The 14084-nt window shown below is 59.5% G+C and carries 12 protein-coding genes; 2 read left to right on the top strand and 10 right to left on the bottom strand.

Annotated features, from left to right (window positions below; translation table 11 throughout):
- Positions 1–103: 103 nt before the first annotated feature.
- A complete protein-coding gene (locus tag BM069_RS14445) occupies positions 104–3025 on the bottom strand; it encodes an error-prone DNA polymerase (protein ID WP_093324734.1) in 2922 nt (973 codons plus the stop codon).
- 72 nt (positions 3026–3097) lie between these two features.
- Positions 3098–3751, bottom strand: coding sequence for an RluA family pseudouridine synthase (locus tag BM069_RS14440; RefSeq protein WP_170846754.1), 654 nt, complete (start codon positions 3749–3751; stop codon positions 3098–3100).
- Between the two features lie 109 nt (positions 3752–3860).
- Here BM069_RS14440 and BM069_RS14435 point away from each other — a divergent pair, with 109 nt between their 5' ends.
- Together BM069_RS14435 and BM069_RS14430 are read left to right on the top strand one after the other, a co-directional pair.
- Positions 3861–4271, top strand: a complete 411-nt coding sequence (locus BM069_RS14435) for a nuclear transport factor 2 family protein (RefSeq protein ID WP_093324733.1) — start codon at positions 3861–3863, stop codon at positions 4269–4271.
- Positions 4272–4275: 4 nt separating this feature from the next.
- Positions 4276–4983 (top strand): SGNH/GDSL hydrolase family protein, encoded by a 708-nt coding sequence (locus tag BM069_RS14430; protein ID WP_212611547.1) that lies wholly within the window; start codon positions 4276–4278, stop codon positions 4981–4983.
- Here BM069_RS14430 and rarD read toward each other — a convergent pair.
- The 8 genes from rarD to BM069_RS14390 form a co-directional block, all read right to left on the bottom strand.
- A complete protein-coding gene (gene rarD, locus BM069_RS14425) occupies positions 4980–5882 on the bottom strand; it encodes an EamA family transporter RarD (RefSeq protein ID WP_093324732.1) in 903 nt (300 codons plus the stop codon). The two genes, BM069_RS14430 and rarD, sit on opposite strands and share 4 nt — an antisense overlap.
- Before the next feature lie 104 nt (positions 5883–5986).
- Complete coding sequence (locus BM069_RS14420; protein WP_093324731.1) at positions 5987–6910, bottom strand: homocysteine S-methyltransferase family protein; 924 nt, start codon at positions 6908–6910, stop codon at positions 5987–5989.
- 92 nt (positions 6911–7002) lie between these two features.
- Positions 7003–9453 (bottom strand): GcvT family protein, encoded by a 2451-nt coding sequence (locus BM069_RS14415; RefSeq protein ID WP_093324730.1) that lies wholly within the window; start codon positions 9451–9453, stop codon positions 7003–7005.
- Between the two features lie 95 nt (positions 9454–9548).
- Positions 9549–10451: a homocysteine S-methyltransferase family protein gene (locus BM069_RS14410; protein ID WP_093324729.1), complete on the bottom strand. Its 903-nt coding sequence runs from the start codon at positions 10449–10451 to the stop codon at positions 9549–9551.
- Positions 10448–12898, bottom strand: a complete 2451-nt coding sequence (locus BM069_RS14405; protein ID WP_093324727.1) for a GcvT family protein — start codon at positions 12896–12898, stop codon at positions 10448–10450. The genes BM069_RS14410 and BM069_RS14405 overlap by 4 nt, the downstream gene beginning before the upstream one ends.
- Before the next feature lie 11 nt (positions 12899–12909).
- Positions 12910–13101 carry a hypothetical protein gene (locus tag BM069_RS14400; RefSeq protein ID WP_093324726.1) on the bottom strand — a complete coding sequence of 64 codons (192 nt, stop codon included), beginning with the start codon at positions 13099–13101 and terminating at the stop codon, positions 12910–12912.
- On the bottom strand, positions 13101–13472 hold the full coding sequence (locus BM069_RS14395; RefSeq protein WP_244503631.1) for a GFA family protein: 372 nt from the start codon (positions 13470–13472) through the stop codon (positions 13101–13103). Before BM069_RS14395 ends, BM069_RS14400 begins: the two co-directional genes overlap by 1 nt.
- Before the next feature lie 7 nt (positions 13473–13479).
- Entirely contained in the window at positions 13480–14049 is a 570-nt protein-coding gene (locus tag BM069_RS14390; RefSeq protein ID WP_244503637.1) for a helix-turn-helix domain-containing protein, read from the bottom strand.
- Positions 14050–14084 lie beyond the last annotated feature (35 nt).

The raw sequence follows: 14084 nt of genomic DNA, 5'->3' as shown, positions 1-14084 counted from the left end.
AAAGCAACGCCCGCAGGGGTAACAAACGTCCGAACTCAAAAATGCACCGACGCAATACCGACGTTTTACCGACGTGATGCCGACCCCACAAAATCACAAAATTTCAATCCGTTAACCCCTGATTCGGCTCCCCCGGCGTCAACAGGTGCCTCAGCAGCGCCACGGGGTGCTTTCGAAGCGTCAGCCGCATGGACACATAGTCCTCCACCACCTGCTCCCCCATGCTCATCTCAGGCAACATGGCCGCCGCCTCCACAATGCCCTCACCATCCATGTCGCCCGCAAACAACGGCAGCGGTTTTTCGGACCGGATCGCCTTGGCCTCCCACAACGCCTCCCGCCGCTTTAGCCCCAAGGACGCAAAGGCATCCGCCTCTGCCAACCGCGTCAACACATGCGGCCCGATGCCCGCCCGCCGCCACACATCCTCAACCGTCTGATACCCGTTTCCCCGCGCCGCCGTGATCCAGGCCGCGTCTTCTTCACGCAGTCGCCGCACCTGCCGGAACCCAAGCCGCAGCGCCAGCCCACCGCGCCCGTCCGGCTCCATCACATTGTCCCAGAAACTCTCGTTGATATCGACCGCACGCACCTCAACCCCATGCTCCCGCGCATCCCTAACGATCTGGGCAGGCGCATAAAATCCCATCGGCTGGCTGTTCAGCAACGCACAGGCAAAGATGCCGGGATGATGGCATTTGATCCAGGCCGACGCATAGACCAGCAAGGCAAAAGACGCCGCATGACTTTCGGGAAACCCATAAGATCCGAACCCCTCGATCTGGGAAAAACACCGCGCCGCGAACTCTTCGTCATAGCCGTTTTTCTTCATCCCGCGCATGAACCGGTCGTGAAATTCGCTCACCGATCCGTGCTTCTTGAAGGTCGCCAAAGAGCGCCGCAACCGGTCCGCTTCCTCGGGGCTAAACCCCGCCCCGATAATGGCGATCTGCATCGCCTGTTCCTGAAACAGAGGCACGCCCAGCGTCTTGCCCAACACCTCGCCCAACTCATCCGAGGGAAAGGTCACAGTCTCCTCGCCGTTCCTACGCCGGATATAGGGATGCACCATATCCCCCTGAATGGGACCAGGTCGTATGATCGCCACCTCGATCACCAGATCGTAAAAATTGCGCGGTTTCATGCGCGGCAGAAAGTTCATCTGCGCACGGCTTTCAACCTGAAACACCCCAATGCTGTCGGCCTTGCACAGCATGTCATAAACTGTTGGATCTTCAGGCGGAATCGTCGCCAACGCGAGGTCCATCCCGTGATGGCGCGCCAACAAATCAAAGCCTTTGCGGATGCAGGTCAACATGCCGAGACTCAGCACATCGACCTTCAAAATCCCCAGTGAATCAATGTCATCCTTGTCCCAGCAAATGACCGTCCGGTCCTCCATGCTAGCGTTCTCGATCGGCACCAACTCATCCAGCCGCCCCTCGGTCATGATGAAGCCACCCACATGCTGGCTCAGGTGGCGTGGAAAGCCGATGATTTCATGCACCAGATCCATCGTCTGCGCGAGCCTCCTATCGGTCGGGTCCAGCCCGATCTCCCGCATCCGTTCATCCTGCACCGCATCAGTGGAGAAAAACCCCCAAAGCTGCGAACTGAGCGCGCTGATCGTATCCTCCGTCAGCCCCATCGCGCGGCCCACTTCGCGGATCGCGCGCTTGCCACGGTAATGCACCACCGTCGCACAGAGCCCCGCCCGATGACGGCCATAGCGTTCATAGATGTGCTGGATCACCTCCTCGCGCCGTTCGTGCTCAAAGTCGACGTCGATATCCGGCGGCTCATCACGGGCCTCGCTCACGAAGCGCTCAAACACCATCGTGCCAATTTCAGGGCTGACCGAGGTCACACCAAGGCAATAACAAACCACTGAATTCGCAGCACTTCCCCGCCCCTGACAGAGAATATCGCGACTGCGGGCAAAGGCCACCACATCGCGCACCGTCAGGAAATACGGCTCATAATTCAGCTTGGTGATCAGCGCGAGCTCATGCTCCAGCATGGCGCGCACTTTCTCCGGTGCGCCATGCGGATAGCGCCAGCGCAGGCCCTCGTAAGACAACCGCCTGAGCCGCTCCGCCGCGGTTTCTCCCTGTGCCACCTCGGAGGGGTATTCATAGCGCAATTCATCCAGCGAAAAGGTGCAAATCTCCTGCAACCGCTCGGTCTGCGCGAGCGCGCCCTCGTACCCCTCAAACAGCCGCGTCATTTCGCTGGCAGAGCGCATTCGCCGCTCCCCATTGGCCTGCGCCCCCTTGCCCAGCGCATCCACGCGACACCCCAGCCGCACCGCGCTCAGAACATCCGCCAACCGCCGCCGCCGCCCCTGATGCATGACCGGCGCGCAGGTCGCCACCAGCGGCATATTCATCCGCGCCGCCTCGGCCTTGCGGGTCGCAAACCGCGCCTCGTCCTCGCCGTCATAGGCAGGCGTCAGACCAAGCTGCATCTTGCCGGCAAAGCGGCGCGTCAGCCGATGCACATGCTGCTCCCACCCGCTCGCGCCGCAGCCTCCCGCCAGTCCCAGCTGCGCCGGATGCAGGATCAGTTGCAGCCCCTCAGCAAAATCCACGAGATCGGACAACGTAAGGAGACAACTGCCTTTCTCCGCCCTCAGCCGTCCTTTGGACAGGATACGACACAGACTTGCCCATCCCTGCCGATTCTCGGGAATGGCCGTGAGCGGCGGCGCATCGGTGAACTCCAGCCGCGCCGCAGGCATCAGACGCGGCGTGGCATAAATCGGCGCGCTTGGTGGCTTGGGGATGTGGTCGGGGCATGGCGGACCAATCAGTCCCGTTGCGTCGTCCACACGGGACCGTTCGCGCACTTTACGCGCAATTTCCCGCGCTTCGGTATGAGCTCTGACAATGCCCGCCACGCTGTTCACATCAGCAATCGCAATCGCGTCCAATCCGGCCATTGCCGCACGCCGCATATACTCCTCCGGATGCGAGGCTCCGGTGAGAAATGTGAAATTCGAGGTGATGCAGAACTCGGCAACCATAGTGAGTCGCTACTATATTCACGTTTTGTTCTCATTGCGAGTCATGAGGATATGCGAAGTCACAGCAAAACCTCAGAACGGCGCTTTCGCGCGAAACCCCATGCCCTTACCGCTCTCGGGGTGATTGATCCGCAACTCTTCGGAATGCAGCATCAGCCGGTCAAAATCCCGCGCCGCACCCTCGGCATACAAAGGATCGCCCAAAATCACATGCCCCAACGCCAGCATATGCACCCGCAACTGATGGCTCCGCCCTGTCTTGGGGAAAAGCCGCACACGGCTTTCGGCGTCCGTTGCTTTCAACACGCGATACTCCGTCACCGCCGGTTTGCCGTTCTCGTGATCGACCATCTGCAACGGCCGGTTCGGCCAATCCACAATCAACGGCAAGTCCACAGTTCCGGTTTTCTCTTCCATCCGCCCCCAAACACGCGCCACATAGGTCTTGCGCGTTTTGCGTTGCTCAAACTGCATCGACAGATGGCGCTGCGCATGCGGGGTTTGTCCAAAGACCATCACACCCGACGTATCCCGATCCAGTCGATGCACCAACAACGCCTGCGGAAACGCCGCCTGCACCCGCGTGATCAGACAATCCGCCAGATGCTCTCCGCGCCCAGGCACCGACAACAGGCCAGAAGGCTTGTTGACCGCAATTATGTCGCTGTCCTCATGCAAAATCTCCAACGGATCCTGCGGCGGGTCATAGGGTGTGATCTCTACCATAGGCCCTGCCATAGCCCTTTGACGCCACGGCCTCAACCCAACGTCAGCCTTGCCATGGCCTCTGCCATCAGCAATCTGAACAGTGATTAGATCATCAAGGGAGAGAGACATGCATCCGACCATCACACGCATGCAAGAGGTTGTCGCCAAAGGCAACGAGGACGACATCAAGGGCCTTCTGGCCGAAGATGTGACCTTCCAACCGCCAACCTATTGGGCCACATGGACCGGCCGTGATGCCGCAGCCGCAGTTCTTGGCCACGTGGGGCAGGTGTTCACCGACTTCCGCTATCGCCGCGTCATGGGAGACGGCAACGACTGGGCGCTGGAATTTCAGTGCAAAGTCGGAGACTTTGATTGTGTGGGCGTCGACCTGATCACCCTGAACGATGCAGGCGAGATCCAACACTTCGAAGTGGTGATGCGCCCCTACAAAACCATCGGTGCCCTGCGCGAAGCGATGAACAAGCGCGTCATGACTGACCCTCGGTTTCTCAAGTTCAAAGACGCGCTGAGCTAGGGTCTTGCCCGCTTTCGACCAACTCATCCGCATCCCCCTTGTGCCACTTCTGGTGGCGCAGGGCCTTGGCGTTCGGCGGCGGGTCAACCAGCTGCCTGAACCTCCGGGTGCCCGATCAGGCACGGCGGGCGACGGGCCACCCATGCGACTGCTGATCATCGGCGACAGTTCGGCCGCAGGCGTTGGCGCGACCACCCAAGCCAAAGCGCTCTCCGGCCAATTGGTCGATCACCTGTCGCAAACACATCGCGTCCATTGGCGCCTTGAAGCCGCCACCAGCGCCACAACGTGGGTAACTCTCAACCACATCGAGACCCTCATGCCGCAATCCGTGGATGTTGTGGTATCCGCACTCGGCGTGAACGATGTCACCCGCGCGACGTCGCTGGGCACATGGGTCGCGCGGCAAAAACAACTGGCCGATCTGATGTCCGCAACCTACGGCGCGCGCCTGATGGTTGCCTCCGGATTGCCGCCTATGGGGCTCTATCCGGAACTGCCCCAACCTCTGCGATGGGTACTGGGAGAACAGGCCAAACGGCTGGACCGTGGCCTTGCCGATCTCGCGGCCAGGCACCCGATCCTGACCCATCTGCCAATCGACATTCCCTTTGAGCCCCGCTTTCAGGCCTCTGACGGCTATCACCCGTCAGAAGACGCCTACGCGCTTTGGGCAAAACTCATCGCAGGGCACATCTACGCGAACCTCTAACGACGCCGGAATTCTCTGAGCATCGGGATCGAATAGACCACCAAAGCCGCCCAGATCATCGGAAAAGCGATCATTCGGGCCTGCCCGAACGGTTCTTTGAAGATAATCACGGCAACCAGAAAAATCATGGTCGGCGCAATGTATTGCATGATGCCGATCGTGGAGAGTCGCAGCAGTTTTGCGCCATTGGCATAGAGCATCAGTGGCACAGCCGTGACCACACCACAGGTCAACAGCAACCACGTGTCATAAGCTGAACTCAGGAAATGCCCCTGACCCTGAGCCGTCAGCCAAATAAGGTATGCGGTGGCCGGAACGCTCAGGATCAACACCTCAAGCAGAAAGCCCTGGTTCGGCCCAACAGGCAGGGATTTCTTGAAAAATGCGTAAAACCCCCAAGACACGGTCAGGGTCAAGGCAGCCCAAGGCAGCGTGCCGGCGTCATACCAAAGCACACCGACAGCCGCAGCCGCCAGACCAACCGCAATCCACTGAAGTCGTGTAAGTTTCTCACCCAGCAAAACCGCCGCCAAGGCGATGCTGAACAAGGGGTTGATGTAATACCCCAGCGCCGCATCAAGCGCGTGGTCCGTGGCAATCGACCAGACATACACACCCCAATTCACCGACACCAAAGTCGCCGTGACACAGGCCATAAACAAAGTCCGCGGGCTTTTGAGAGCTGCCACAAGCGCATCTGTGCGGCGCATCACCAGCAAAATCGCCCCTGCGATCGGGATGGACCAGATCACGCGATGTGCCACCACTTCCACCGGTGAAATATGGGCCACCATCTTCATGAAAAGTGGGAGAAAGCCCCAAAAAACATAAGCCGCCAAGGCAAAAAGAAAGCCCTGCGCCGTGTCTTTGTCTTCCGGTGTGTCAGATGCTGCCGACATCGATGCCTCCTCCAATGCGACACACTTTGGTAGCGGGGCCGCCCCACAATGAAAAGCCGCAAAGATGTGCTGGGCGGCATCACAATTTGTGATGGTCGGGATGTCTAACCTGCATTCAGGGCCGCAAGCATGTGCCCAAGATGGCGCATGTCGGTGCCGCAACACCCGCCAAGCACAGAGATCTGAGGATTCTCACGGGCAATCTGCGCCATCTGGGCTCCAAACTCCTCGGGGTCTCCACTGTCCAATACCTCGGCGTTGTCCAATTCGGCGTGGCTGCACCGTGATGCATTCGCTACAACACCACGCAATCGCGCACGACACACCGGCCCACCCAAAGCACCACGCAGATGTTCGGGATGGGCGCAATTCACCATGTAGTAGGCGGGATAGCCCTCTGTCGCCTGATCCACTGCTGCAAGGGCTGTCTCCAGCGTCACCCCAACCGGCAGCCGCCCGTCGGTTTCCACAGTAAAGGCAATCACAACCGGCAATCCGGCGTTCTTGGCCGCCAAGGCTATGCCAGCCGCTTCCTCCGGATAAGACAACGTATAGCCGCTAACCAAATCTGCCTTGGTCTGTGACAGCGCGTCCATTTGCTCGGCGTGGTAGCGCGCAGCCTGCGCAATCTCCATCCGCTCATCCGGCGCATAAGCGTCCGCCCGCGGACCAACATTTGCGCTTAGCAACACATTGGCCTCGCTGCCTCTAAGCGCCTGCATAAAGGCGATCGCCTCAATATTGGCAGACCGCAACGCTTCAGGAGAATACCCAATCGCTGCCCCGCGCTCTCGATTGGCAAGCCACGTAGTGCTTTCCAATATGACGCCGACGCCAGCGCGCGCACCCAAATCCATCAACGATTGATAGCTCTGCCGCAACAAAGCCCGCCCGTCCGCGCTTTTAAGCAAAGGATAGGACGCAAATCCCGGCAGCTCTGCGCCATGGTTGAACAAAAGATCGGTTTCAAATCCGGTATAGGCAAGAAACACTTCGCCGCTTACATGCGGCAGCAAAAAATGGTCCATGTCGCCAGCCTAACAGACCGGCGCCATTTTAGGGCGTGCAAAAATCTTCCCTGAAACCCGCAGCGAGTCCGCGTGGATTTCAGGGCAAGCTTTTAGACCTTCACCCGTTCGGATTTGGGGTCATACATCGGCTTGAGCGAAACCTCCGCCTTCACCCGCGTGCCCATCACGTCGATCTCGTATGTCGACGCCAGCACCTCTGCGGCCTTCTCACCTGCGCACGGCACATAACCAAGCCCCATCGCCCCACCCAAAGTGTGACCATAGTTGCCCGAGCTGAGATAGCCGACATATTCGCCATCCCGCAGGATCGGTTCGTTGTGGAACAACAAGGGCTCCGGATCGGTCAGCTTGAACTGCAACAGACGGTTCTGCGGTCCGCTTTCCTTGCGCGCGATCACCGCCTCACGGCCAATGAAATCAGGCTTGTCCGTCTTCACGGCAAAGCCAAGGCCGGCATCCACCACATGATCTTCGCAGGTGATGTCATGGCCAAAGTGGCGGAAGCCCTTTTCGATCCGGCAGCTGTCCATCATGTGCATCCCGCAAAGTTTCAGCCCCATATCCTGACCGGCGTCCCACAGCGTTTCAAAGGCATGGCCCGCCATGTCGGAGGAGACATAAATCTCCCAACCGAGTTCGCCCACATAGGTCACGCGATGCGCGCGGGCGAGGCCCATGCCAAGCTCGATCTCCTGAGCGGAGCCAAAGGGGTTGGTCGCATTGGTGAAATCGGCGGGCGAGACTTTCTCCAGCAATTTCCGCGCATTCGGCCCCATGATCGCCAGCACACCTTCGCCCGCGGTCACATCGGTGATCACCACGTTAAAGTTGCCTTTTTGGCGTTCCATCCACGTCTGATCCGCCAACCGCGTCGCCGCAGGTGTCACCACCAGATACGACGTTTCCGTCATCCGCGTGACCGTCACATCCGCCTCGATTCCGCCTGTGCGGTTCAGGAACTGGGTGTAGACGATCTTGCCGTTGGGCACCGAATAGTCGCCGCCCCCCACGTAGTTCATAAAGGCCTCGGCATCCGGCCCCTCGACGCGAATTTTGCCAAAGGACGACATGTCATACATGCCCACATTCTCGCGGATGGCACGATGTTCAGCGGCGGAGTTTTCAAACCAGTTCTGGCGCTTCCACGTGTATTGGTATTCCCGCTCTTGCCCTTCGTTGGCAAACCAGTTGGCCCGTTCCCAACCCGCCAATTCGCCCATAACCGCGCCCTGCTCCAACAATTGGTGATGGAACGGCGTGCGCCGCACTCCACGCGCGGTGGCTTTCTGGCGATAGGGATAATGGTCGGCATACAGCAGGCCCAGCGTTTCCTTGGAGCGCTCAAACAGATAGGTTTTGTTGCCCTGGAACGGCTGCATGCGGCTGATGTCCACGTCACCCAGATCAAAGGGTTTTTCGCCCGCATCCATCCATTGTGCCAAGGCCATACCCGCACCGCCCGCGGACTGGATACCGATCGAGTTGAAACCGGCCGCAACCCAGACGTTGTCCATCTCAGGCGCTAGGCCGAGGTGGTAGGCGTCATCCGGCGTGAAACTTTCGGGGCCGTTGAAGAAGGTATGAATACCCGCCTCCGCCAGCATCGGCATCCGGTTCACAGCCGCCTCTAGAATGGGTTCAAAGTGGTCAAAATCCTCTGGCAGCTGGTCAAATTCAAAACTGTCGGGAATGCCGTTCATTGCCCATGGTTTGGCGTTGGGTTCAAAAGCGCCAAGCAGGATTTTCCCAGCGTCTTCCTTGTAGTAAGCGCACTCGTCCGGCACCCGCAGCACCGGCATTTGCGTCAGGCCCGAGATGCCTTCGGTCACGATATAGAAGTGCTCACAGGCATGCAGCGGCACGTTCACGCCCGCCATGCGACCGACCTCATGGCCCCACATGCCCGCGCAGTTCACGATCATATCGCAGGCGATGTGACCCTGTTCCGCCCCATCATCGCTGACCCAATCAACGCCCGTCACCTTACGGCCATCCTTGGCGATATTGGTGACCTTCACCCGCTCTTTGACCACAGCGCCGTTCTGTCGCGCGCCCTTGGCCAGCGCCAGAGCGATGTTGGCCGGATCACCCTGACCATCCAGCGGCAGATAAACCCCGGCGGTCACATCCTCGATGTTGAGGTGCTCATAGCGGGCTTTGACCTCAGCAGGAGAAATCTCCTCGACCTCAACTCCGAACGCCCGCGCCATGGCCGCCTGACGATAGATCTCTTCACGGCGCTCCTCGGTGAGGGCCACAGTGATCGAGCCACAACGTTTGAAGCCCGTCGCCACACCGGTTTCCGCCTCAAGATTGCCGTAGAGCTCTTGGGAATACTTGGCGAGCTTGGTCATATTGGCGGTTGCGCGCAATTGAGCAATCAGACCCGCAGCGTGCCATGTGGTGCCACTGGTCAGCTGTTTGCGTTCCAGCAGAACAACATCTTTCCAGCCCAGTTTGGCAAGGTGATAGGCGACCGAGCACCCCACTACACCGCCGCCGATGATGACCACACGGGCCTTCGTTGGAAGATCAACCATAAGCTACGTCCTTTGTCTATTTTCACGTGGCTTCGCCACGCGATCCGCCGGGGGCGCCGCACCCGGACCCCCGGGGTATTTCCGGCCAGAAAAAGTCAGGCGCCAGTCACCTCGTAACCGGCGTCGGTGAGTTGTTTTGAAAGTGCCGCGATATGCGCGGGACCGACTTCGCAGCAGCCGCCAATCAGCCTCAGCCCTTGCTCGACCCATCCCATGGCAAACTCCGAATAAGCCGCCGGTGTCAGGTCTTTGCGGGCTTGGAGGGCATCTACCGTGCCGCCAATCTCCAGGGCATCGATACCGGTGAACCCATTGGCATAGGCGCCGGTCGGAAGGCCTGCGGCCCGCACTTTGGGCAGGTTGGCGCTGACCACCTCAGGCTTGCAGCAATTGAGCCCGACACCGGCAATGCCCGTGCCCTCAAGTGCCGCCAAAGCTTCGCCAAGTGCCTCGCCCGAGCGAAGTGTGCCGCTGTCATCATCGCTCAGCGTCATGAATACCCACGTCGGCAGGCCGGTTTCCACACCAGCTTGTGCCGATGCCGTGACCTCGGCGATGCCGGACAGCGTCTCGGCGATGATCACGTCGCTTGCCTCGACCTGCCCCGCCACGATCTCTTTATAAAGCGGTAAAAGATCAGCGTGGCTTTTGCTCATGTCGGGTTTGTAGGACCCGTGCAGCGGAGGCAGGCAGGCGGCGATGCGGACGCCCTCGACGCCCACCTCATCACGTGCGGCTTGAACCAAATCGATCGCCCGCCGCTGGATCTCCGCAAACCTGCCGCCTTCGCCCTCGCGCGCCAGCCGTTCCGGAGTGACCGAATACGTGTTCAGCGTGATCAGCCTCGCACCGGCACGGATGTAGTCCGCATGCACGCCTTGCACCACTTCGGGCTCTTCCATCATCACCTTGCAGGACCACAAGGGATGAGGCGGCATGGAAGAGCGCGCCAAAAGCTCCTGTCCGGTGCCGCCATCCTTGAGGATCACCGATGTCATGCACGCAACCTTTCGTTGGCTGGATCCCACATGGGTTGATCTTCCTGCACCACGGCGCGGTATTTCGCGCCGTAGATTTCCACCTCAAGCTCGGTGCCCGGTGTCGCCAGTTCCGCCTTCACCATGCCCAGCGCAATCGAGGCATTCACGCGATAACCCCAGCCGCCAGACGTGGTTTCGCCGACGATCTGATCCCCGCTCCAGATGCAGGACATGTAAGGCGCGTCCGCATCGCCGGCTTCAACTTTCAACGTGACAAAGGACTTTTTCACCCCTTGCTGCATCTCGTTCTGGATCGCAGCTTTGCCAGGGAAATCCTGCGGCTTGTCGAGTTTGACAAAGCGCCCTAGGCCGCCTTCGAGCAGGGAATAATCTGTCGACAGATCACCCTTCCACGCGCGGTAGCCTTTTTCCAAGCGCAGCGAGTTCAGCGCATACATGCCAAACGGCGTCGCGCCGGCCTCGCGGATCGCGTCATAGATCGCGGGCATGTGTTCATTGAGCGCATGCACCTCCCAGCCGAGTTCACCAGCGAAGGACACTCGGATCAGATACGCCGGTTGCCCCCCCACAGTTGCGCTTTGGTGGGTCAACCAGCCGCTTTCCAGATCCGCGTCTGTCAAACCCGACAGGATCTCGCGCGACTTGGGCCCCGTAACAATCAGCGTGTCGCGCGTGGTGGTCACGTCTTCGACGCTCACGCTTGCAGGCATCGCTTTCGTCAGAATGTCGCGGTCATGCCACTGCGCCGTGGCCGCCGTGATCATCAGGAACGCATCCTCGCCCATGCGGATACAGGACATTTCGGTCAGGATGCGACCGCGATCGTCCGAGATATATACAAGGTTCATCCGGCCCACTTTGGGCAGACCGCCCGTCACCAACCCACGCAGGGTTTCCGCAGCGCCGTGGCCTTGGACCATGAAGCGGGAGAACCCCGGCAGATCGAGCACGCCACAATGATCGCGCACGGCCTCGCATTCTTCTTTCACGCGTTGTTCCCAAGGGCCACTTCTGCCCCAGGTATGGGTGGCAGCGAGCGACGTGTCATCGCCGTCTTTGGCAAACCAATTCGCCCGCTCCCAGCCATTATAGGCCCCCATAACTCCGCCAGCTGCGACAACCCGGTCATGGACGGGGGAGAGCTTTTTGTCCCGGGCGGCGGGCCATTCGTGATGCGGGAAATGCATGGCGTATTCGTTTCCGTACACCTCCATGCCTTTCTTCACGCAGTAATCGTGATCGGTGTAATCGGTGTAGCGGCGCGGATCGACGGCCCACATATCCCATTCGGTGTGGCCATCCACGATCCATTCCGCAAGCACCTTGCCCGCGCCACCACCTTGGGCAATGCCAAAGGTAAAGACGCAGTTCTCGAACGCATTCTCGACACCCGGCATCGGGCCAATCAGCGGAAGACCATCGGGCGCATAAGGGATCGGGCCGTTGATCACACGGCTGATGCCAGAGGTCGCCATCAGCGGCACACGCTCCATCGCGTCCGTCACAATGTCTTCGATCCGGTCGAGGTCGTCGGACCAAAGCTGGAAGGAGAAATCATCAGGCATCGGGTCGGCATCGGTGTCCCAATGCGCCTTACAGTTCGGCTCATAGGGGCCAAGGTTGTAACCGTGCTTTTCCTGACGCAGGTAGTAAGAGATATCCACGTCGCGCAGCAGCGGCAGCTTCACCCCACCGTGCGCCTTGGACCATTCCTCAACCTCTGGGATTTCTTCGGTCAGCAGATACTGGTGGCTCATCACCATCATCGGCACCGAACGTCCGCCATAAGGCTTGAACCACTCACCGACGCGCTGCGCGTAATAACCGGCCGCGTTGACCACATAGTCACATTCGATGTCGCCCTTGTCGGTGTGCACGATCCAAGTCTTGTCTTCTTTTTGGGTCACGCCTGTCGCCGGGCAGAAACGGATGATTTTCTGGCCCATGTCCCGCGCGCCTTTGGCCAACGCTTGGGTCAGCTGCGCCGGATCAATGTCACCATCGGTCGGGTCATAGAGAACACATTCAAGGTCATGGGTCTCAAGGAACGGATAACGTTCTTTGGCTTCTTCGGGCGTCCACATCTCCATCGGGATGCCCTGATAGAGCGCCATCGACATCGCGCGCTCAAATTCCTGCTTACGCTCTTTGGTGTGCGCCAGACGGATCGAGCCCGACTGGTGGTACCCCATCGGGTAATCCACCTCGTCCCCCAACCGCGCATAAAGTTCGGTGGAGTAGCGCTGCATGTTCATGATCGCCCAGCTGTTGGAGAACGTCGGCACATTGCCCGCCGCGTGCCACGTCGACCCCGCCGTCAGCTCGTTCTTTTCGAGCAGCACACAATCGGTCCAGCCCTTCTTGGCCAGATGATAGAGGCTTGAGGTGCCCACAACACCGCCGCCGATGATGACCACGCGGGCCTTCGTTGGAAAATCAGACATGACCATCTCCCTCAGTCAAATACGAATTTTACTGCCAGTTCGCCAAAGATAACGGCAGCGATTTTGTTAATAATGCCCGTGACTTGTTTCATCACCACAGCCACGACGTCGGTCGAAAAGCCAATGATCGACACCACCAAAGACGCGGCCATGGAGGTTCGGTGCGTGACGCTTTCCATGTTTGCAAAGGTGTCCAGCATCATCAGTCCTTCTGGGTCAAACCATCGGCGATCTCATAGAAATCGCCTTTGTCTGCTACAAAAATATGTTTCTCGATCTTGATCCCCGTCGGCCCATCCACCGCGCCAAGAGCAAAGCTGATTGTGTCCTCGTCATGCGCCTTCCAAAACAGGAACGCGCCGCACTTGGGGCAAATCCCGCGCTTGGCGGTGTCGCTGGCTTCAAACCATGACACGGCCCCTGTGATCGTCAGATCGCGATCTGCGACATAGGCCGAGGCCCAGACACCACCGGCCATCTTGCGGCACTGGCGGCAATGGCACATCGATGCCCCTTCCGGCTTGGCCGCCGTTTCAAAAGTGATGTCCCCACACAAGCATGACCCCTTCATCACAGCCTCCTCAATATACCGGCGGTGCGATCACCCAGATCGCAACGCAAGCTTCGTCATAGGGGTTGGACCAGTGGTATTCCTCGCCTCGGATACGGAAACTGTCGCCCGGCCCTACGGAAAACAACTGCGCGCCAATGCGCAGCTCCAACCGTCCGGACATCACGTACCCGACTTCCTGCGTGGGGCGCTCCGCCGGGTCCTGCATCGCGGAGTGGGGCGCAAAAGTGGAATGCACCATTTCAAAATCATCGGTCAGGTCGGGGGACAGCAACTCTTCGACAAGCCCCTCCTCCGAGCCGCCCATCGGCCGGCGTGCGCCTGCACGCACGACATATCCCTGCTCATGCGCTGGCGCTGACGACTGCCCGAAAAGCATCGACATTGGCACGTCCAAAGCCTTGGCTATCGCCCGCAAATCGGAAATCGTCGGCTCTGATTTGTCGCGCTCCACCTGCGACAACCAACCAACCGACCGCCCCAACTGTTCAGCCATTTCCACAAGAGTGAGCCCGCGGGCCTTGCGCAACGCACGTACATCCGCCCCAAGCGTTTCCGTGTCATTTGGCACTTTGTGCAACACGTGCGTGATTCCCTCGTGAAATTCTTCCTTCA

Origin of the sequence: Shimia haliotis (assembly GCF_900114415.1) — a bacterium.
Lineage (GTDB): Bacteria > Pseudomonadota > Alphaproteobacteria > Rhodobacterales > Rhodobacteraceae > Shimia > Shimia haliotis.
Note: the sequence above shows the minus strand (reverse complement) of the source record. Positions and strands in the feature narration are given on the sequence as shown.

Excerpts from the sequence above, each read along its gene's own strand:
- BM069_RS14445 (WP_093324734.1), bottom strand. The coding sequence starts at position 3,025 with ATGGTTGCCGAGTTCTGCATCACCTCGAATTTCACATTTCTCACCGGA.
- BM069_RS14440 (WP_170846754.1), bottom strand. The coding sequence starts at position 3,751 with ATGGTAGAGATCACACCCTATGACCCGCCGCAGGATCCGTTGGAGATT.
- BM069_RS14435 (WP_093324733.1), top strand. The coding sequence starts at position 3,861 with ATGCATCCGACCATCACACGCATGCAAGAGGTTGTCGCCAAAGGCAAC.
- rarD (WP_093324732.1), bottom strand. The coding sequence starts at position 5,882 with ATGTCGGCAGCATCTGACACACCGGAAGACAAAGACACGGCGCAGGGC.
- BM069_RS14420 (WP_093324731.1), bottom strand. The coding sequence starts at position 6,910 with ATGGACCATTTTTTGCTGCCGCATGTAAGCGGCGAAGTGTTTCTTGCC.
- BM069_RS14415 (WP_093324730.1), bottom strand. The coding sequence starts at position 9,453 with ATGGTTGATCTTCCAACGAAGGCCCGTGTGGTCATCATCGGCGGCGGT.
- BM069_RS14410 (WP_093324729.1), bottom strand. The coding sequence starts at position 10,451 with ATGACATCGGTGATCCTCAAGGATGGCGGCACCGGACAGGAGCTTTTG.
- BM069_RS14405 (WP_093324727.1), bottom strand. The coding sequence starts at position 12,898 with ATGTCTGATTTTCCAACGAAGGCCCGCGTGGTCATCATCGGCGGCGGT.
- BM069_RS14400 (WP_093324726.1), bottom strand. The coding sequence starts at position 13,101 with ATGATGCTGGACACCTTTGCAAACATGGAAAGCGTCACGCACCGAACC.